Raw genomic sequence first — 19,595 nt, forward strand, 5'->3', positions numbered from 1 at the left:
GTGCACGACCGCGATCAATGCAACATTTGTTTCTTTCATCATAGGAACGAAACAAACCGGGCACGCATTCGCGACCAGAGTGCTTCCCGTGACGCTCATTCTTAATGAAACAAACGTTACAGCGATCGAGGCACAGCCCTGCTGCACAGGCCTTGCGCCTCGAGGAAATGCCCTGCCGCCAGCGCCAGGCTTTCCCGCCACGGCGGTGCCACGATCTGGATGCCCACCGGCAAGCCTTCGCCCACGCAAGGCGCGGCCACCACCGGCAGGCCCGCCAGCGACAACGGCCGCGTCATGTGGCCGGCATCGGCACGTGGCCGGTAGGTGCGCCCAACACCTTCGACAACATCAGCGCCGATCGGCGTTGCCGCATAGGGCGTCGAAGGAGCCAGCAGCAGGTCGACCTCATCGAACAGCGCCAGCAACCGCTGTCGCCACGACGACTGGTACCGGCACGCCATGTCATACCAGTCCCGCGGCATGGCCAGCCCGGCCAGGATGCGCTGGCGCACGAAGGCGCTGTAGCCGCCATGGCGCGTCGAAAAACCCATTGCCTGGTGGTTGCGTCCGACTTCATAGGCGGAGATCACCGAGGCCGCGTTGCGCGCAGCATCCGCGTCGGGCAGGTCGATGGTGCGCACCGCGCCGAAGGCTGAGGCGACGCGCAGCACGGCGGACTGCACCGCGGGCTCGGCAAAATCGGCAAAGCCTCGGCCGAGCACGCCGACGCGCAACGTGGTCGGGCGGCCAGGGTGCTGCGCAGCCTCCGGCGCATCAACGCCGAGCATGGCCGCGTAGGCCAGCGCGAGGTCAGCGGCGCTACCCGCCATCGGTCCGACCGTATCCAGGCTCTGCGCATACGGCACGCATCCCCGCAGCGATAGCCGGCCCGTGGTGGGGCGCAGCCCCCAGATGCCGCAGAACGCGGCCGGCGCGCGGATCGAGCCATTGGTGTCCGAGCCCAGCCCGAACGGCACCACGCCGGCCGCCACCAGCGCCGCGGTGCCCGCCGACGAACCGCCGGTGATGCGCGAGGGGTCGAGCGGGTTGCGCACCGGGCCGCCGATCACGTTCTCGCCGGTGGCGCCGCACGCGTATTCGTCCATCGCCGCCAGCGCGACCGGCACCGCGCCCGCCGCCACCAGCGCCTCGACGGCATCCGCATGGCGCGTGGCCGGCGGCTCCTGCGCGCGCGGCTCGGCCCCGGCCAGGGTGGCATGGCCACGCACGTCCAGCAGGTTCTTCACCACGAACGGCACGCCGGCAAGCGGCGGCATCGGCTGGCCCCCGCCGCGCCGGCGGTCCAGCGCCGCGGCCTGTGCCAGCGCGCTGTGCGCCAGCAGCGCCGAGCAGGCGTTGAGCGGCGCGGCGGCTTCGGCGCGCTGCAAGGCGTCGCGCACCAGAGCGGTGGCAGGCCGCTCGCCGCTGCGCACTTGCGCCGCCATGGCCACCGCGCTCAGGATGTCAGCCGCCATGCTGCCCCTCCTCGCGCGCCAGCGCGTCGCGCAGGCCCGCCACCATCGCCGCCATGCCGGCCAGCAGCGCCGCGGCCTGCTCGCAATCGTGCGGCGCGACCGGCCCCTTCAGGTTGGCCGCGGCTTGCGCGGCCAGGCCGGCGGGATCGTCGCCATAGCCATTCGCCATGGTTCAGCTCCGCGATTGCATCAGCTGGCGCGGGATCGCCAGAATCAGCACCGCCGCGGCCAGCATCAGCCCGGCCAGCGCCAGCACGCCCAGCGAAATGCTGCCGGTGCTCTGCTTGATGCCGCCCATCAGCACCGGGCCGATCAGGCCGGCCAGGCTGGCGGCGCTGTTGATCATGGCGATGCCGCCGGCCGCGGCGGTGCCGGCCAGCACGCGGCCAGGCAGGCCCCAGAACATCGACAGGGTGGCCATCAGGCCGGAGATGCCGATGGTCAGGAACACCATCGCCAGCACCGTGTCGTGCGGGAACAGCGTGCTGGCCCACATGCCGACGGCAGCCACCAGCAGCGGCAGCGCGGAATGCAGGCGCCGCTCGCCGGTGCGCTCGGCATGCGCGGCATTGAGATTCATGACAACGCAGGCCACCGCGTAAGGGATCGCGGTCAGCATGGCGATCTCCAGCGGCGACGACATGCCCGTGGACTGGATGATGGTCGGCAGCCAGAACACCAGGCCGTAGTTGCCGATATTGAACAGCAGGCAGATCGCCATCAGCACCCACAGGATCGGCGACTTCAGCGCGGCGGTAAAGCGGGTGTTCTTCTTCGCGTTCTCGGTGCTGAGCGTGCGGGTGATGGTGGCGGCCTCGGCCGGCGTGAGCCAGGACGCGGTCTCCGGCGCTTCGGGCAGCATGCGCAACAGCAGCAGGCCCAGCAGGATGGCCGGCAGCGCCTCGATCAGGAACATCCACTGCCAGCCGTCGAGCCCGTGCAGGGCATGCGTGCCCGACATCAGCGCGCCGGACAACGGCCCGCCCAGCACCATGCCCAGCGGCATTGCCAGGAACAGGATCGACATGATGCGCGACTGGCGGTCGGCCGGGTACCACTTGTTCAGGTACATCACCGCGGCCGGGAAGAAGCCGGCCTCGGTCACGCCCAGCAGGAAGCGCGCGGCGTAGAACTCCACCGGCGTGGTCACGAACATGGTGGCGGCCGAGACCAGCCCCCACAAGATCATGATGGCCGCCATGCAGCGGCGCATGCCGAAGCGGTAGATCAGCAGGCTGCAGGGCACCTGGCACAGCATGTAGCCCCAGAAGAAGATGCCTGCGCCCAGGCCGTAGACCACGTCGCTGAGCCCCAGCGCCTGCTGCATCTGCAGCTTGGCAAACCCCACGTTGACGCGGTCGAGGTAGCTGAAGAAATAGCACAGCACGATGAACGGCACGATGCGGCGCGTGACCTTGGCGAGCGCCGTGTCGGCGGCGTCCGGCAGCGCGCCGGCGTGGCCCGGCGCCTGGGGCATGGCTGGCTTGGCCAGGGACATGATGGATTCTCCTCCGGTGTACAGGCGCGCGGGGGGCCGGCGCCAGGAGATGCCATCATAGCCGGCAATGAAACAAACGTTCCAGCATGGTTTACACTGAAACAAACGATATTTTCATGGTGGCGGGGAACGGGAACGGCCCGCCACAACGAAACAGGGCGGCAATACCTGCCGTCCAAGGCCTGCGTGCGTATCGCGCTGCAGGGGACAAAGGCTGGTGCTCGATCTGTAAGCACCGCTGCCCGGGACGAAAAGCAACCATTTGGTTGCGCTTTCCGCGCCGGTCTCCTAACATGCAACCACGGCGTTGCACGCAACGCCTTGCACAGGAGACCGGACATGCCCACAGAAACCGACCGCATCGAACGCAGCATCCTGATCGAAGCCCCCGTCGCGCGCGTCTGGCACGCGCTGACCGATGCCGATACCTTCGGCAGCTGGTTCGGCGTCCGCTTCGACGGCGCCACCTTCGCCCCGGGCGAGCGCGTGGTGGGCAGCATCACCTATCCGGGTTACGAATACCTGAAGTTCGACGTCCACGTCGAACGCATGGAGCCGGAACGGCTGCTGTCGTGGCGCTGGCATCCGGCGCCGCTGGAGCGCGGGCGCGATTACTCGGACGAGCCGGCCACGCTGGTGGAATTCACGCTGCGCGAGGTGGAAGGCGGGACCATGCTGACACTGGTCGAGTCCGGCTTTGACCGGATCCCGCCCGAACGCCGCCAGGAAGCCTTCCGCATCAACAGCGGCGGCTGGGACGCGCAGGTCAACAATATCCGCGAGCATGTTGCCGGCACTGCCTGAGGCGCTGCCGGACGCGCAGGGGCTGCGGCAGTCGGCCACGGTGTTTGCCGCGCTTGGCGACGAAACCCGGCTGCGGCTGGTGGCGGCGCTGTGCGCCGGCGGCGCGATGTCGATCGCGCAACTGACGGCGGGCAGTGCGATGACGCGGCAGGCGGTGACCAAGCACCTGCAGGTGCTGGCGCAGGCCGGGCTGGTGCACGACAGCCGCGCCGGACGCGAGCGCCTGTGGCAGTTCGAGCCCGGCCAGCTCGATGCCGCGCGCCGGTCGCTGGAAGCGATCGGGCGGCAGTGGGAGTTTGCGCTGGGCAAGCTGAAGCTGGCGGTGGAGGGCGAGCATTAGCCGGTTGGCTCCCTCGCCCGCTTGCTCCCTCTCCCGCTTGTGGATGCTCCCACCCTCTCCCCAACCCTCTCCCTCAAGCGGGAGAGGGAGCAAACAAGCGTCGTTTCGCTGCCTCGCCGGTCACGTGGTCCCTCGCATCACCGCTATACTGACAGCCCCCCGCCCATTCCAGCGAAAGGAAGCGCGCAGTGGCTGACCACGACCTGTCCAGGCTCAAGATCGACCGGCAAGCCGCCGCGTCCGGCGTCCATATCCGCCCGCGGCGCCGATGGTTGCGCTACGCGGCCGTCGCGGTGGTGCTGCTGGCGCTGGCCGGCATTGCCATCCGGCTGGCCGGCCCGCGGCCGGTGCAGACCGCCACCGTTACCTCCGCCTACCCCACGCAGAACTTCACGCTGCTGAACGCCACCGGCTATGTCGTGCCGCAGCGCAAGGCGGCGGTCGCGTCGAAGGCGCAGGGCCGGCTGGAATGGCTGGGCGTGCTCGAAGGCTCGCGCGTGAAGAAGGACGAGGTGATCGCGCGGCTGGAAAGCAAGGACGTGGCCGCGTCGTTCGCGCAGGCGCAGGCGCAGGTCCAGGTGGCGCAGGCCAACCTGGCGCTGCAGCAGGCCGAGCTGAAGGACGCCGAGGTGAACCTGCGCCGCTCCAGGGTGCTGATCGTGCCGAACGCGATCTCGCGCACACAGTACGACGCCGACGTGGCGCGCTTCGACAAGGCACGGGCGTCGGTGAACAGTTCGCGCGCCTCGGTGGCGTCGGCGCGGGCCAATGCGCGCGCGGCCGAGGTCGCGGTCGAGCAGACCGTGGTGCGCGCGCCGTTCGACGGCGTGGTACTGGTCAAGCATGCCAACGTGGGCGACAACATCACGCCCTTCTCGGCCGCGGCCGACACCAAGGGCGCCATCGTCACCATCGCCGACATGGAAACGCTGGAGGTCGAAGCCGATGTCGCCGAAGCCAATATCGCCAGGATCCGCGTCGACCAGCCCTGCGAGCTGCTGCTCGACGCCCTGCCCGGCCTGCGCCTGGCCGGGCAGGTCTCGCGCATCGTGCCGACGGTGGACCGCTCCAAGGCCACCGTGCTGGTCAAGGTGCGCTTCGTCGACCGCGATGCGCGCGTGCTGCCGGACATGAGCGCCAAGATTGCCTTCCTGTCGCGCGCGGCCACCGCGCAGGACCGCCAGCCAGTGGTTGCGGTGCAGCCGGCCGCGATCGCCACGCGCGACGGCCGCCAGGTGGTCTACGTGGTCAGGGACGGCAAGGCGCACGAGATGACGGTCAAGACCGGCGACAAGCTGGGCGAGCTGGTCGCCGTACAGGGCGTCAAGCCTGGCGACGTGGTGGTGCTGTCGCCAGGCGACCAGATCGGCGACGGCAGCCGCGTCAGCACCGTCAAGCCATGAGGAGGGCCGCATGAGCGCCGCCCCGCTGGTGCAGATCGACCACGTTGCCAAGTCGTACCGGCGCGGCGTGCAGACCGTGCCGGTGCTGACCGATATCTCGCTGGAAATCGGCGAAGGCGACTTTGTCGCGCTGATGGGGCCGTCCGGCTCCGGCAAGAGCACGTTGCTGAACCTGATTGCCGGCATCGACCGGCCGGACCGCGGCACGCTGCGTGTCGCCGGGCTGGATATCACGCAACTGCCCGAAGCGGCATTGGCCGACTGGCGCGCCGCCAATGTCGGCTTTATCTTCCAGTTCTACAACCTGATGCCGGTGCTGACCGCATTCGAGAACGTCGAGCTGCCGCTAATGCTGACGCGCCTGCCGCGCGCGGAGCGGCGCGCGCGCGTGGAACTGGTGCTGGACATGGTCAACCTGGCCGACCGCATGAGCCACTATCCGTCGGAGTTGTCGGGCGGCCAGCAGCAGCGCGTGGCGATCGCGCGCGCGCTGATCACCGACCCCGCGCTGATCGTCGCCGACGAGCCTACCGGCGACCTCGACCGCACCTCGGCGGCCGAGATCCTGGCGATGATGCAGCGGCTCAATGCCGATGCCGGCAAGACCATCATCATGGTCACGCACGACGCGCACGCCGCCGCCGCGGCCGGCTCGCTGGTGCACCTGGAGAAAGGGGAGCTGATCCGTGGCGAGCCGGCGTAGCCTCCATTCACCATGTACGCGCTCAAGCTGATCGCCCGCAATGCGCTGCGGCACAAGCTGCGCACCACGCTGACGGTGTTCGGGCTGGTGATCGCGGTGCTGGCGTTCGGGCTGCTGCAGACCGTGATCGACGCCTGGTATGCCGGCGCCTCGGCCGCCTCCAGCGCGCGGCTGGTCACGCGCAATGCCATCTCGCTGGTGTTTCCGCTGCCGCTCAGCTACGAAAGCCGCATCAAAGGGATCGACGGCGTGACGATGGTGGCGCGCTCCAACTGGTTCGGCGGGGTCTATCGCGATCCCAAGAATTTCTTCGCGCAGTTCGCGGTCTCCGACAACTACCTCGACCTCTACCCTGAATTCATCGTCCCGGACGCGCAGCGCGCCGACTACCAGCGCGACCGCAAGGGCGCGCTGGTGGGACGCCAGCTGGCCGACCAGTTCGGCTTCAAAATCGGCGACGTGATCCCCATCAAGGGCACCATCTACCCCGGCACCTGGGAATTCGTGGTGCGCGGCATCATGGACGGGCGCGACGAGAGCACCATCACACGCCAGATGGTGTTCCACTGGGAATACCTGAACGAGACCGTGCGCAAGCGCACTCCGCGCCAGGCCGACCAGGTCGGCGTCTATATATTGGGCGTCGGCAACCCCGACAACACCGCGGCGATCTCGCGCCAGGTCGACGGCGTGTTCCGCAACTCGCTGGCCGAAACCCTGACCGAAACCGAACAGGCCTTCCAGCTCGGCTTTGTCGCGATGTCCAACCAGATCATCGCGGCGATCCGCGTGGTGTCGTACGTGGTGATCGTGATCATCATGGCGGTGATGGCCAATGCCATGGCGATGAGCGCGCGCGAGCGCACCGTGGAATACGCCACGCTCAAGGCGCTGGGCTTCGGCCCCGGCTTCCTGGCGCTGCTGGTATTTGGCGAATCGCTGGCCCTGTGCGTGGCCGGCGGCGCGCTCGGCATGCTGGCCACGCCGCCGGTGGCCGCCGCCTTCAAGCAGGCGGTGGGCGGCGTGTTCCCGGTGTTCACGGTATCGCCCCAGACCATGCAGTTGCAGGCGGCGTGCGCGCTGGCGGTGGGCATCTTTGCCGGCATCGTGCCGGCGGTGCAGGCGGCGCGCGTGCGCATCGTCGAGGGCCTGCGGGCCATCGGCTAGCGCGAGGGGACCGCCATGGCCATCCCGCTGACCTATATCGCGCGCAACCTGTGGGCCCGCCGCCTGACCACCGCGCTCACCGCGGCCGGCCTGGCGCTGGTGGTGTTCGTCTTCGCCACCATGCTGATGCTCGACGCCGGCCTGAAGAAGACCCTGGTCACCACTGGCGAACACGACAACGTGGTGGTGATCCGCAAGGGCGCCGAGACCGAGATCCAGAGCGCGGTCAACCGCGACCAGGCGAGCATCATCGAGATGCACCCCGCCGTGGCCATGAGCGGCGCCGGCCGGCCGCTGGCGTCGCGCGAGGCCGTGGTGCTGATCTCGCTGACCAAGGCCAGCACCGGCCAGCCGTCCAACGTGGTGATCCGCGGCATCTCGCCGCCCGGCATGGACCTGCGCCCGCAGGTGCGGCTGGTGGCCGGGCGCATGTTCCGGCCGGGCTCGTCCGAGATCATCGTCGGCAGCAGCATCGCCGGCGGCTTTGCCGGCGTGCAGCTCGGCGAGCACCTGCGCTTTGCGCAACGCGACTGGACCGTGGTCGGCCACTTCGACGCCGGCGGCAGCGGCTTTGACTCCGAGATCTGGGGCGACGTGGACCAGCTGATGCAATCGTTCCGGCGCAATTCGTATTCGTCGATGGTGGTCAGGCTGGCCGATTCCGCGCTGTTCGAGCGCTTTCGCGCCGATCTCGACGTCGATCCGCGCCTTGCCGACGAGGCCAAGCGCGAGCAGGCGTTTTACAGCGACCAGTCCAAGGCCCTGTCCGGCTTTATCAATATCCTGGGCTTCACGCTCTCTACCATCTTCTCGGTCGCGGCAATGATCGGCGCCATGATCACCATGTACGCCTCGGTGGCCAACCGCGTGGCGGAGATCGGCACGCTGCGCGCGCTCGGATTCCAGCGCGCCAGCGTGCTGGCCGCGTTCCTGGCCGAAGCGGCGCTGCTGGGCCTGGTCGGCGGCGCCGCGGGCCTGGCGTGCGCGGCGCTGATGCAGTTTGCCTCGTTCTCGACCACCAACTTCCAGACCTTCGCCGACCTGTCGTTCCGCTTTATCCTGACCCCGGCCATTGCGCTGCAGACCCTGGCGTTCTCGATGGCAATGGGGCTGGTGGGGGGATTCCTGCCGGCGGTGCGGGCGGCGCGGATGAATATCGTGGACGCGCTGCGGGCGCGTTGAGGCGACGTCTCCCGCTGGTTTGCTCCCCTCTCCCCATGAGGGGAGAGGGAGAACACCGTGCCCGGCGCGGCGCCATCCTTTCCTTGCCTTCTCCCCGGTGTCCGACTACAACCCGTAGTGATGCATGCTACGCGTCAGGACGCCCCCGATGAACCTTGACCTGCTGGCCTCATTGCTGACTGCCGTGGTGGTGCTGTTGATCGGTACGCTGGTCAACCGCAGCGTCGGCGTGCTGTCGCGCTACAACATCCCTGATCCCGTCACCGGAGGCCTGCTGTTTGCGATCGTGGCGTCGACGGCGATGGCGGCGGTGAACTTCCGCGTGGTGATCGACCCCGGCATGAAGCCGGTGCTGCTGCTGATGTTCTTCGGCGGCGTCGGCCTCTGCGCCGACCTGCGCATGCTTCGGCGCGGCGGCAAGGCGCTGGTGATCTTCCTGGTTATCCTGCTGCCATATATCGTGGTGCAGAACGTGGTGGGCGTGGCCATGGCGCGGGTGCTGGACCTGCATCCGATCTTCGGCCTGGTGAGCGGCTCCATCACGCTGGTGGGCGGGCACGGCACCGGCGCCGCCTATGCCGAGCGCTTTGCCGAGGTCAACAACCTGCAGGCGGTGATGGATTTGTCGATGACGGTGGCCACCGTCGGCCTGGTCGTCGGCGGCATCATCGGCGGACCGGTGGCGCAATACCTGATCTCGCGCTACCGGCTGCGCTCGACCGCGCGCGAGGCCGGCGACACCGAGGACGAAGCGGCGGCGGTCTCGCCCATCACCACCGTGGGCGCGCTGGCGTCGCTGGCGGGCATCCTGGCCGCGGTGATCGGCGGACGCTGGATCGCCGCGCAGATGCCGACCGGCGCCATCACCATCCCGGGCTTCCTCTGGTGCATGATGCTCGGCATCGCCATCCGCAACCTGCTGCCCTTTGCCGGCATGCGCTTCGACGACCGCGCCACCGACCTGATCACCAATGTCTGCCTGTCGCTGTTCCTGGTGATGACGATGATGGCGCTGGACCTGGCCGACGTGGCGATGTCCGCGGGTCCGTTCCTGCTGATCATCGCCATGCAGGTGGTGTTCATCATCCTCTACGTGGTGCTGGTGTGCTTCCGCTTCATGGGGCGCGACTACGAGGCCGCGGTCAGCTCGGCCGCGTTCATCGGCTTCAACATGGGCTCGACCGCCACCGCCATGGCCAATATGCGCGCCATCACCGCGCGCTACGGGCCGGCGCCCACCAGCTACCTGATCACGCCGCTGGCCGGCGCGTTCTTCGTCGACCTGATGAATGCGTTCGTGCTGACCATGATGCTGGCGCTGCCGCTGATCGGGGGCTGAGATGGGGGCTAAGATGCGGCGCCGCGCCCTATTGACCCTGCTGTTCGCCGTGCTGGCCAGCGCCTGGCTGGCGGGATGCGGCGGCGGCCCGGCCGCCGACGGCATTCGCGCCGGCGTCGAAGAGCGGCTGGCGCTGGCGCTGCCGCCGGGCACGGTGCAGGTGGTGGAGCTGGAGCGCCGCGGCTCGCAGGCCGATACCAAGGCCCCGGCGGGCGAGACGCGCCGCATCGTCTATTTCGACGCCCGACTGAAGCTGCTGCGCGACTATGACTTCGGCGCCTGGGATTCGCCCGGCGTGGCCGGCCTGGTGTCGGCGCTGGGCGCGGGGCCGCGCGGCATCACCGGTATCACCAGCGGCGGCAACAAGGCCGGCGACATCATCCGCGCCCACGGCACCGCGCTGTATCGGCGCGACGGCGAGCGCTGGGTCGGCGTGCTGCCGGCCGGCTACCGCCCCGCCGAGGCCCCGACCGTCGCCACCAATGCCCAGACCGGTCCGGCGGCGATCCTCGACGCGATGCGCAAGGTGATCGACTCGGTGCAGAAGGATGCCTCGCCGGCGCAGCGCGCGGTGATCGAGCAGGAACTGACCACCGCGCACGCCAATATCCGCGCGCGGCTGGCGCGGGTCAACGAAGGCTATGCCATTGCCGCCGGCGCCGAGCACGGCCAGTACCTGCGCTTTGCGCAAGCGCTGGTGGCCGGCACGCGCGTGCGCGCGATGCCGCTGGTCACGCACGGCGGCGAAGAGAACCTGCGCCTGCTGCGCGCGGGCAAGGTCTCGGTGGCGCTGGCGCAGGGCGATGCCGCGCTCGACGCCTACGAGGGCAAGGACGCCTTTGCCGACGACGGCCCGCAGGCCTCGCTGCGCGCCATCGGCAGCCTCTATCCGGAACCCGTACATGTACTGGTGCGCGACGGCGATCCGGCGCGCTCGGTGTCAGACCTGCGCGGCAAGCGCATCGCGGTGGGCGAGCGCGGTTCGGCCTCGCGCGGCACCGCGCTGCGCGTGCTGGCTGCGCACGGGCTGGCAGACAAGGACTTCAAGGCCGAGGAAGTGGGGCTGGGCACCGGCCTGGTGGCGCTGCGCCAGAACCAGGTCGACGCCGTGATCCAGGTGATCGGCGTGCCCGCCGACAGCATCCGCGATGCGCTCGCGGAAATGCCGCTGCGGCTGCTGCCGCTCGACGAAAAGGCCATCGCCGCGCTGGTGGGCCGCAAGGCGGGCTATTTCCGCGCATCGATTGCGCCGGGCACCTATCCCGGCCTGAGCGCGCCGGTGCGCACGATCGCCACCGCGGCCGTGCTGGTGACCGGCCCGGACCTGTCCGACGCCGAAGTGGCCGACCTGACGCGGCTGGTCTACCGCAACGGGCGCGACCTGGTCGCGCGCGGCAGCGCCCAGGGCGGCCAGATCGCGGTGGCCACGGCGCGCCAGGGGCTGATGATTCCGCAGCATCTGGCAGCGGCCAAGGCACTGGACGCCATGGGCCCGGCCGGCGCCGCGCCGGGCGCGGCAAGGCCCGCTCCGCCGCCGGCAGCGTCCGGGACGCCGGTGAGATAGGGGATGCGGGATGCGCTGGCCGGCTTCAGCGCCGGCCCGATACGCCGTAGAACGTTCCTGCGCGTGGATTAGACACCACATAAGCGTGGCGCTGCGCCCAGAACTGTGCGGTACGGAAGGCTTCGGCCTCGCGCTCGCTCCAATCCGTTGCCAGCAACGGCAGGGCCTCGGCATCGGTGGTCAGGTAGACGCGCGCCTGGTAGCGCGCGGATTGCATCGTGCCGGTACGGATGGTGCGGATCGTGACGTGGAGGGTCATAGGCAGCTTCTCGACAGGGCAACTACCAGATCATAACCACTTCCATGTGTTGGATTGGTGAAACCGTTGCGAATGTGCCAAGGCCGCCGACATGCCACGGCGCTGTCAGGTTCCTGCACCAGCGCCGACATACCGGCATCATCGTGCCTACTGGAGCCAGCCATGCCTGCCCGGCCCGCCATCCTCGTCGTGACCCACCTCGCCATGCTGGCGGTCGGCTTCGCCGCCGGCATCTATGTGCTGCCGATCCTGACGGCGCAGCCTGGCGCCAGCGCCGGCCAGGTGCAGGCGGTATCGCAACAGGCGCGCTATACCGGCACCTTTCGCAAGGACCTGGCCGGCAGTGATGCGCTGCACTGGGCCAGCGGCCGGCTCCATGTCTCGGCCAGCGCGCTCGCCTTCGAAGGCAGCGTGGCACCGGGTCCGGATTACCGGATCTACCTGGCGCCGGCGTTCGTCGACAACAAGGAAGCCTTCCTGCGGATCAAAGACCAGTCCCTGCAGGTGGCTGAACTGAAGACCTTCGGCAATTTCACCGTGGACTTGCCGGCCGGGGTAGACCCGTCCCGGTATGCGGCGGTGGTGATCTGGTGCGAGCGGTTCGGGCAGTTTATTGGCGCGGCGGGGTATCGGTAGGGATCGCGGGCAGGCTGCGGAGCAATGGCGCGGACGGAGCAACGAAGCACCCGGCCAAAGGAAAAAAGGGCCGATCAAGGCAACCGGCCCAACGAACCCCGCAAAACCAGCCGCAGGTGTCGATATGAGAGTTAAGCACCCGCCCGTGCAGGCATGGGCGCCTGCGGGCATCAGATGGCAATACTCAGAAGCGGTGACGCAGGCCGATGGTGGCGCCGGTCTGGTTCTCGCCCGCGACTACGGTGCCCACGCCGTTCAGGCCCAGCGCCGAGCCCGACTTGTTCTTCGAGTAGCCCACGTTCAGGTACACGTCGGTGCGCTTGGACAGCGAGTAGTCCGCCGACAGCACGAACATCCACGGATCCGCATCGCTGTTGCGGGTGTCGTTGTAGTACGCCGCGCCGGTCAGCTGGAACGCCGGCGTGAAGCGGTACTGGGCGCCGGCCCAGTAGACGTTGCTGCGGGTCGCGGCCGCGGTGGCGCTGGACACGCCGTCGTCGCGCAGCCAGCGGTAGCCCGCGAACACCTTGGCGCCGCCGAAGGCGTAGGCCGCGCCCACGGCCGCGCGCTTGGCGGCGCGGTCCTGCAGCGCCACCGTGCCGCCCTGGAACTGGTCGTAGGCCGCGCCGACCGAGAAGCCGCCCGCCGCATACGACAGGCCGCCGCCGAAGTTGCGCCCGACCTTGGTCTCGCCCGGGATTTCGTTGTTGTCGCGGCCGAAGCTGTAGAAGCCGGTGGCGGTCAGGCCGCCGAACTTGCCGGTGTACTTGACGGCGTTGTCGGCGCGGCCGTTGAAGGCGGAGTCGACGCTGTTGAGCGAGTAGCGCGGGCCCACGCCCATCGGGTCGAAGGCGCCGAACAGGTCGTACAGCGCGTTCTGCTGGCGGCCCAGCGTGACCGCGCCCCAGCCGCCCTGCAAGCCAACGTAGGCCTGGCGGCCGAACAGGCGGTTGCCCTGGCCCGAGGTGCCGGTGTCGACGTCGAAGCCGCTTTCCAGCACGAAGATGCCCTTCAGGCCGCCGCCCAGGTCTTCGGTGCCGCGCAGGCCCCAGCGCGAACCGGACAGGTTGCCCGAGTTCAGGCGCGCGGCCGTGCCTTCGGCGCCGCCGCTGCCCGGCACGTTGCTGATCACTTCGACGCCGGCATCGACGATGCCGTAGAGCGTCACGTTGGACGTGGATTGGGCCGACGCCACCCCGGATGCGGCCGACGCGGCCGCTGCTGCCGTCATTGCAAGGAGAGCTTTCTTCACTGTAGTTTCTCTGTGTTCTGTTTGAGGCACGACACCGCACCGGACCCAGGGCCCGATCGTCATGGAGCGTCATGGCGAACCGGCCCAGCCGGGCAACCCGGCAACGGCGCATCGTCCGCACGAGTGGCGGCCCCGGCATTGTGGCGGCGCAATATGAAAGCTTTGTGACCCATGATACGCAGCAGGAAGTGGCGCATCTCGCCCGGCTGGGGGTTTTCCCTGTAACGGGTGGGAACGTTTTGGTAGGATGCAGGCTTTTCCGACGACGGTAATGCCAGTGTTCCGTGCCGCCCCGCGCCTGTGCCTCGACCGCTTCGCCTCATGAAGCTGGCTGAGATCAAGACCCGGCTTGCCCCGCTGCTTGCCTCGTTCCCGGCTTCACTGCCTGCTCCCCTGCGGCGAGGCCTGTCCCGGCTGGCGGCCCGCACCGCGCGCGCCGGCCTGACCCGCCCCGGCACGCTGCGCCCCACCCGGCGCGGCCTGCTGTTCGGCCTGGCCGCGATTCCTGCGGCGCTGCTGCTCTATGTGCTGGTGCTGATCCCGTTCACGCCGGGCATCAGCGATATCCGCAAGGCCAAGTCCGAGCAGCCGGCCCAGGTGCTGTCCGCCGACGGCAAGGAGCTGGCGGTGTTCAAGTGGGCCAACCGCGACTGGGTGCCGCTCAAGCAGATCTCGCCCCACGTGGTGGCGGCGCTGATCTCCACCGAGGACCACCGCTTCTACCAGCACCATGGCCTGGACTGGCGCCGCATCGCCTCGGCCGCGCTGCATACGTTTTCCGGTGACCGCCAGGGCGGATCCACCATCACCCAGCAGCTGGCGCGCAACCTCTATCCCGACGAGATCGGCCGCGCCCCCACGCTGACGCGCAAGCTCAAGGAAGCGATCACCGCACTGAAGATCGAGGCGCTCTACACCAAGGACGAGATCCTCGAGACCTATCTCAACACGGTGCCGTTCCTGTACAACGCCTTCGGCATCGAGATGGCGGCGCGCACCTACTTCGACCGCCCCGCCCGCTCGCTCGACGTGCTGCAGAGCGCCACGCTGATCGGCATGCTCAAGGGCAACAGCTACTACAACCCGGTGCTCAACCCCGAGCGCGCGCTGGACCGGCGCAATACCGTGCTGGGGCAGATGGTCAAGCGCGGCAAGCTCGACGCGGCGCGCTACGAGCAGCTGAAGAAGCGCCCGCTGCGCATCGACTTCGAGCGGCAGACCGAGCCGCCCGGTCCCGCGCCGCACTTTGCGCAGCAACTGCGCAAGTGGCTGATCGGCTGGGCCGACCGCAACGGCTACGACATCTACGCCGACGGCCTGGTGGTCCACACCACCATCGACGCGCGCCTGCAGGCCATGGCCACGCAGGCCGTGGCGCAGCAGGGCAACCGGCTGCAGGCAGTTGCCAACGCCGCCTGGGCGCCGCGCGCGGGCTGGGCCGCCAACAAGCCGCTGGTGCAGGCTTTCGTGCGCGAGACCCCGGAGTACCGCACCGCCGTCGCCGCCGGCACGGCGCCCGAAGAGGCACTGCGCCACCTGATGGCCGACAGCGCCTTCCTGCGCGCGCTGCACCAGAGCAAGACCCGGATCCAGGCCGGCTTCCTGGCCATCGACCCGCGCAACGGCGAGATCCGCGCCTGGGTCGGCAGCCGCGACTACACCCAGGACGCGTTCGACCACGTGCAGCAGGCGCGCCGCCAGCCGGGTTCGACCTTCAAGCCCTTCGTCTACGGCGCGGCCTTCGACGAGGGCAAGACCCCCGACGATACGCTGGTGGACCAGCCGGTGGAAATCGAGCTGGCCGGCGGCGAAGTCTGGCGCCCCAGCGACGAAGGCCGCCCCACCGGCCGCGCCATGACGCTGCGCGACGGCCTGGTCTATTCGCGCAACACCATCACCGCGCAGCTGATGCAGGAAGTGGGCCCCGCGCGCGTGGCGCGGCTGGCGCGCAACATGGGCGTGCGCGACAGCCAGCTCGACGTGGTGCCGTCGCTGGCGCTGGGCACCAGCCCGGTCACGCTGAAGGAAATGGTGGCCGCCTACGGCACCATCGCCAATGCCGGCGACTACATCGCGCCGACCATGGTGACGCGCATCGAAGACCGCCGGGGCAATGTGCTGCAGGTGTTCCGCCCCGCGCGCGCCGAGCACGCGCTGCCCGCCGCCGCCACGCAAACCCTGCTCGACGTGATGCGCGACGTGATCGACCGCGGCACCGGCGCCGGCATCCGCTCGCGCTTCGGCATCCGCGCCGACGTCGCCGGCAAGACCGGCACCACCCAGGACAATGCCGACGGCTGGTTCATCCTGATGCATCCGGAGCTGGTGGCGGGCGCCTGGGTGGGCTTCAACGACAGCCGCATCACGCTGCGCAGCGACTACTGGGGCCAGGGCGCGCACAGCGCGCTGCCGATGGTGGGCGACTTTTACCAGCGCGCCCTGCGCGCGCGCATCATCGATGGCCGCGCGCGCTTTGCCGAGCATGAGGAAACGCACGTGTTCGCCTCGCTGGGCACGCAGCTGCGCGGCTGGTTCAGCCAGCTGTTCACGCGCGACAAGGCCAGCGAGACCACGACCCCGCGCCCGGCGCCGCGCCGGCCGGCGTTGCCGGCGCAGGAAGCCGAACTGCCGCCGCCGGCGGGCGCGGCCTCGGCCGTGGCGGCGGACAGTGACCACGATGAGTCCAGCCTGGCGCTGGACCGGGGGGAAACGGTGATAGCGGTGCCGCCGCCGGACCTCAACGCGGGCAGCGCGCCGGTTGCGCCGCCCCCGGCGCCTGAACCGGCCCCGCCAGCCAACCTGCCCCCGGCCTCCCCCACGCCAGCGACCCCGCCGGCTCCGGCTCCGGCGCCAACACCTACTCCGACGCCAACGCCCGCGGCACCGATCACGCCGCTCGCACCCACCATCATCACCCCCGCCGGCCAACGATAGTCGCTGAACCAGGCGTTTCGTCCGCCGGGACGCGGCTCATACCAATCCGATATCCCGCGCCGCGACGCCCGGAAACACCTGCGCCAGCCGCTCCGGATCCAGCCCGTACAGCCTGCGGAACAGCCCGCCCAGCAGCGCCCGGTACTCGTTGCGCACCGGCCAGTCGCGATTCTGGTTGAGCGTGGCCGGCTCCAGCGCGACCTGTTCGCCCGCGATGCGGCCACCGCGCACGCTGCCGCCCAGCACCCAGTAGACCGTGCCGTGACCGTGGTCGGTGCCGCGCGTGCCGTTCTCGCGGAAGGTGCGGCCGAACTCGGACAGCACCACCACGGTGGTCTTGCTCCATGCGGGACCCATCTCCGCGGCAAAGGCCGACAAGCCGCGGCCCAGGTTGTCGAGCAGCCCGGCCAGCTGGCCCTGCGCGGCGCCCTGGTTGACGTGGGTGTCCCAGCCGCCCACGTCGATAAAGCCCAGGTTGAAGCGCTCGCGCATCAGCCCCGCCATGCGCCGGGCCTCGAGCTCGAAGCCGCGCGCGCTGAGCGCGCGGCGGCTGGCAGCCTGCATCTCCTGCTGGCGCGGCGCCATCGTGGCCGGGCCAGAGCCAGCCATGCCGTCCTTCGGCGCTTGCGCCTGCGCCTGGCGCGCGACGGTCTCGCGCAGCTCGAAGCCCTCGTCGATCAGTGACTCGAAGCGCGTGCCGCGATACATCTGCGCCAGCAGCTTCGCCTGGCGCGCATCGAACGGGGCGCGGCCGCTGCCCTTGAGCGAGACGTTGGGCACGTCGCGCGGGCCGGACAGCACCAGCGGCAGCCCGTCGGTGAACGCCACCGGCGCAGCCTGGCCGCCCATGGCCTGGGCCAGCCGGTTGAGGAAGCCGCTGCCGCGCAGCGCAGCCGCGGCCTGGCGGCTTTCGTCATGGCCGGGCAGGCCGGCCTCGATACCGTCCTGGGTCTCGAAGTGGCTGCGCGACAGGTCGTGCGTGCCGGCGAACGGCACAAAGGCCAGCTGGCCCTGTTGCCACAATGGCAGCAGGGTCGGGGACAGGGCCGGGTGCAGGGCCCAGTCGCCAATGCCGCGCGCGGCGCTGTCGGCGTTAAAGGCGGACGCCAGCGCCACCGCGGCGTCGGGATCCGCGTCGGCACCCGGCGCGGGTGGACGGCGGATGGCGATATTGGGCCGCGCCGCGTAGTAGAAATCGCTGCCAGCCGGCACCAGCACGCTGGCGGCGTCATAGCCGCCGCGCAGGAATACCAGCAGGAAGCGCGCGTCGGCCTGCGCGGGCAGCGCGTAGACGCGCGAGGCGATGGCGGGCAGCGCCAGCCCCAATGCGGCGCCACCCATCGTCTTGAGCCATTGTCGGCGTTGCATGGTGCTCTCCGTTGCCTTCAGCGCTGCATCCATTCGGGCGAAGCCAGCAGCAGGGTGTTCCATTCCGCCTGCGACTCGGCCTGACTCAGCGCGGTGCGCGTGGCGGGGCCAAGGGTGGCTTCGATCGCGTCGTAGTAGAGCTTGTTGCCGATGGTCGGGAAGCGCGCCCCGCGCGGCGTGGCGCCATCGCCCGCGAATAATCCCGCCGGCCCCGAGCCGATCGCGCGCGCGATCTCGAAGCGCCGCACCATCTGCCCCGAACTGGCCCAAGCGCTTTCGGCCGACGGATAGCCGTCGGGCGCCACGTGGCCGTACAGCGGCTCGCCCAGCTGGTTCAGCCAGTTCATCACCGGGCGCAGGTTGGCTACCTGCCGGCCTTCATACGCCAGCCGCAGCGACGACACCACGTAGACCATCGGGTCCTTGAACTTGCGCGGCGACGCGGCCGCCTGCCGGTCCAGTTCGGGCGCCAGCAGCATGGTGCGCAGCACCGCGGCGATATCGCCGTCGGTGCGCATGAAGGTCTGCGCCATGCGCTCGACCAGCGCGGCAGGCGGGTCGTCGGCGATGAAGTGAGCCGCCATCCTGGCACTGACAAAGCGCGCCGTGGCCGGCTCGCGCGCCAGCATCGACACCGCCCGCGCCACTTCGTCGAAACCGGACGGCTCGATGCGCTGGCCCAGCAGCAGCTTGGCGCCGAAGTCGTGGCGCGCGGGGTTGAACTCGAACAAGCCGTCGCTGCGGTACAGGCTTGCGCGCGCGGGGGGCAGCTTCGGCGGCGGTGTGCCGCGCAGGTTCACGCCTACGCCGGTCAGCACGCGCGCCAGCTCCTGCACGTCCTGCTGCGTATAGCGCGAGCCGCTGGGCCCACCGGAGACGCCCAGCGTATGCAGCTCCATCAGCTCGCGCGCGTAGTTCTCATTGACGCGGTTGGCGCTGCTCTGGGCATTGTCGAGATAGACCAGCATCGCCGGCGCGGTCACCGTCGCCATCAGCAGGTCGCGGAAACGGCCGAGCGCATGCGGCCGGATGGCGCGCTCTTCGTAATCGGCCAGCAGCAGCCCGACCTGGCCCTTGCCCGCGTAGACGTTGAAATGGTTCATCCAGAACCATGTCATCTGCTCGCGCAGCTGCGCCGGCGAATACAGCGCGCGCAGCAAGTGGCGCCGCGCCACATCGGCCACGATCTCGCGGCCCTGCATGTTGAGCGCCTGGCGCGCCTGCTGCCGGCTGGCGTCGTCCGGCAGGGCGTCGATACGCTGGCGCGCCTCGCGCGCGGCCTGGACCTGCGCGGCGGCGCCGTCGCGCAGGTTGGGCAAGGCGGCGATGGCGGCCGCCAGCTCGGGCGGATCGGCCAGCGGCATCGCCAGCTGCTGCGCGAGAAAGTCCTTGCGGCCCAGCCGGCGCAGCGCGTCCAGCGAGGCCTGGTCGGCGCCGTAGGTGACGGTATTGAGCCAGCGCAGGTCGGCGGCCGCCGTGGCGCCATGGCCGTCACCGTTGCCCGGCCCCGCCTGCAGCCCGGCACAGCCTGCCAGGCACGCGGCCAGCGCCAGCGCGGCGGCGGCGCGCCAGGCGGCAACTCGTCCGCGGCCAGGTGGTCTTGCATGCTGCACTGGATCCATGTGGTTCACCTCTTCCGGTTCGATCCCCATCACCATGTTACGTGGCAAG

At 69.7% G+C, this 19,595-nt stretch carries 17 protein-coding genes; 10 read left to right on the top strand and 7 right to left on the bottom strand.

Annotated elements, in window-relative coordinates:
- Positions 1-116: 116 nt before the first annotated feature.
- Genes GA0116996_RS11645 through GA0116996_RS11655 form a run of 3 tightly spaced genes read right to left on the bottom strand, consistent with a single transcriptional unit; the run spans position 117 to position 2,973 of the window.
- Positions 117-1,475, bottom strand: coding sequence for an AtzE family amidohydrolase (locus GA0116996_RS11645; RefSeq protein ID WP_092311023.1), 1,359 nt, complete (start codon positions 1,473-1,475; stop codon positions 117-119).
- Positions 1,465-1,644, bottom strand: a complete 180-nt coding sequence (locus tag GA0116996_RS11650) for a hypothetical protein (protein WP_092311026.1) — start codon at positions 1,642-1,644, stop codon at positions 1,465-1,467. Before GA0116996_RS11650 ends, GA0116996_RS11645 begins: the two co-directional genes overlap by 11 nt.
- A gap of 3 nt (positions 1,645-1,647) precedes the next feature.
- On the bottom strand, positions 1,648-2,973 hold the full coding sequence (locus tag GA0116996_RS11655; RefSeq protein WP_092311029.1) for an MFS transporter: 1,326 nt from the start codon (positions 2,971-2,973) through the stop codon (positions 1,648-1,650).
- A gap of 339 nt (positions 2,974-3,312) precedes the next feature.
- On the opposite strand from GA0116996_RS11655, the gene GA0116996_RS11660 reads away from it, so the two are divergent.
- From GA0116996_RS11660 to GA0116996_RS11695, 8 genes are all read left to right on the top strand, one after another.
- Entirely contained in the window at positions 3,313-3,777 is a 465-nt protein-coding gene (locus tag GA0116996_RS11660) for an SRPBCC family protein (protein WP_092311032.1), read from the top strand.
- Positions 3,758-4,117, top strand: coding sequence for an ArsR/SmtB family transcription factor (locus tag GA0116996_RS11665; RefSeq protein WP_092311035.1), 360 nt, complete (start codon positions 3,758-3,760; stop codon positions 4,115-4,117). Before GA0116996_RS11660 ends, GA0116996_RS11665 begins: the two co-directional genes overlap by 20 nt.
- 188 nt (positions 4,118-4,305) lie before the next feature.
- Positions 4,306-5,520 carry an efflux RND transporter periplasmic adaptor subunit gene (locus tag GA0116996_RS11670; RefSeq protein ID WP_092311038.1) on the top strand — a complete coding sequence of 405 codons (1,215 nt, stop codon included), beginning with the start codon at positions 4,306-4,308 and terminating at the stop codon, positions 5,518-5,520.
- 10 nt (positions 5,521-5,530) lie between these two features.
- Positions 5,531-6,223: an ABC transporter ATP-binding protein gene (locus GA0116996_RS11675; protein WP_092311041.1), complete on the top strand. Its 693-nt coding sequence runs from the start codon at positions 5,531-5,533 to the stop codon at positions 6,221-6,223.
- A 12-nt stretch (positions 6,224-6,235) separates the two neighbouring features.
- Positions 6,236-7,390: an ABC transporter permease gene (locus GA0116996_RS11680; protein WP_092311044.1), complete on the top strand. Its 1,155-nt coding sequence runs from the start codon at positions 6,236-6,238 to the stop codon at positions 7,388-7,390.
- Positions 7,391-7,405: 15 nt separating this feature from the next.
- Complete coding sequence (locus tag GA0116996_RS11685; RefSeq protein WP_092311047.1) at positions 7,406-8,572, top strand: ABC transporter permease; 1,167 nt, start codon at positions 7,406-7,408, stop codon at positions 8,570-8,572.
- Between the two features lie 148 nt (positions 8,573-8,720).
- Entirely contained in the window at positions 8,721-9,911 is a 1,191-nt protein-coding gene (gltS, locus tag GA0116996_RS11690) for a sodium/glutamate symporter (RefSeq protein ID WP_092311050.1), read from the top strand.
- Positions 9,912-9,924: 13 nt separating this feature from the next.
- Positions 9,925-11,475, top strand: coding sequence for a TAXI family TRAP transporter solute-binding subunit (locus tag GA0116996_RS11695; protein ID WP_092311053.1), 1,551 nt, complete (start codon positions 9,925-9,927; stop codon positions 11,473-11,475).
- Positions 11,476-11,500: 25 nt separating this feature from the next.
- On the opposite strand, the gene GA0116996_RS11700 is transcribed toward GA0116996_RS11695, so the two are convergent.
- Positions 11,501-11,734: a hypothetical protein gene (locus GA0116996_RS11700; protein ID WP_062803537.1), complete on the bottom strand. Its 234-nt coding sequence runs from the start codon at positions 11,732-11,734 to the stop codon at positions 11,501-11,503.
- A 162-nt stretch (positions 11,735-11,896) separates the two neighbouring features.
- On the opposite strand from GA0116996_RS11700, the gene GA0116996_RS11705 reads away from it, so the two are divergent.
- Positions 11,897-12,370 (top strand): DM13 domain-containing protein, encoded by a 474-nt coding sequence (locus tag GA0116996_RS11705; protein ID WP_092311056.1) that lies wholly within the window; start codon positions 11,897-11,899, stop codon positions 12,368-12,370.
- Between the two features lie 184 nt (positions 12,371-12,554).
- Here the strand turns inward: GA0116996_RS11705 and GA0116996_RS11710 are convergent, their stop codons facing one another.
- Positions 12,555-13,622 (bottom strand): porin, encoded by a 1,068-nt coding sequence (locus tag GA0116996_RS11710; RefSeq protein ID WP_092311059.1) that lies wholly within the window; start codon positions 13,620-13,622, stop codon positions 12,555-12,557.
- Positions 13,623-13,943: 321 nt separating this feature from the next.
- Here GA0116996_RS11710 and GA0116996_RS11715 point away from each other — a divergent pair, with 321 nt between their 5' ends.
- Positions 13,944-16,556, top strand: coding sequence for a penicillin-binding protein 1A (locus GA0116996_RS11715; protein WP_092311062.1), 2,613 nt, complete (start codon positions 13,944-13,946; stop codon positions 16,554-16,556).
- Positions 16,557-16,592: 36 nt separating this feature from the next.
- On the opposite strand, the gene GA0116996_RS11720 is transcribed toward GA0116996_RS11715, so the two are convergent.
- The gene (locus GA0116996_RS11720) at positions 16,593-17,924 is read right to left on the bottom strand and encodes a DUF1501 domain-containing protein (protein WP_092311243.1); all 1,332 of its coding nucleotides are present in this window, start codon (positions 17,922-17,924) and stop codon (positions 16,593-16,595) included.
- Between the two features lie 17 nt (positions 17,925-17,941).
- Positions 17,942-19,546, bottom strand: coding sequence for a DUF1800 domain-containing protein (locus GA0116996_RS11725; RefSeq protein ID WP_092311246.1), 1,605 nt, complete (start codon positions 19,544-19,546; stop codon positions 17,942-17,944).
- Positions 19,547-19,595 lie beyond the last annotated feature (49 nt).

The organism is Cupriavidus alkaliphilus (genome assembly GCF_900094595.1).
Lineage (GTDB): Bacteria > Pseudomonadota > Gammaproteobacteria > Burkholderiales > Burkholderiaceae > Cupriavidus > Cupriavidus alkaliphilus.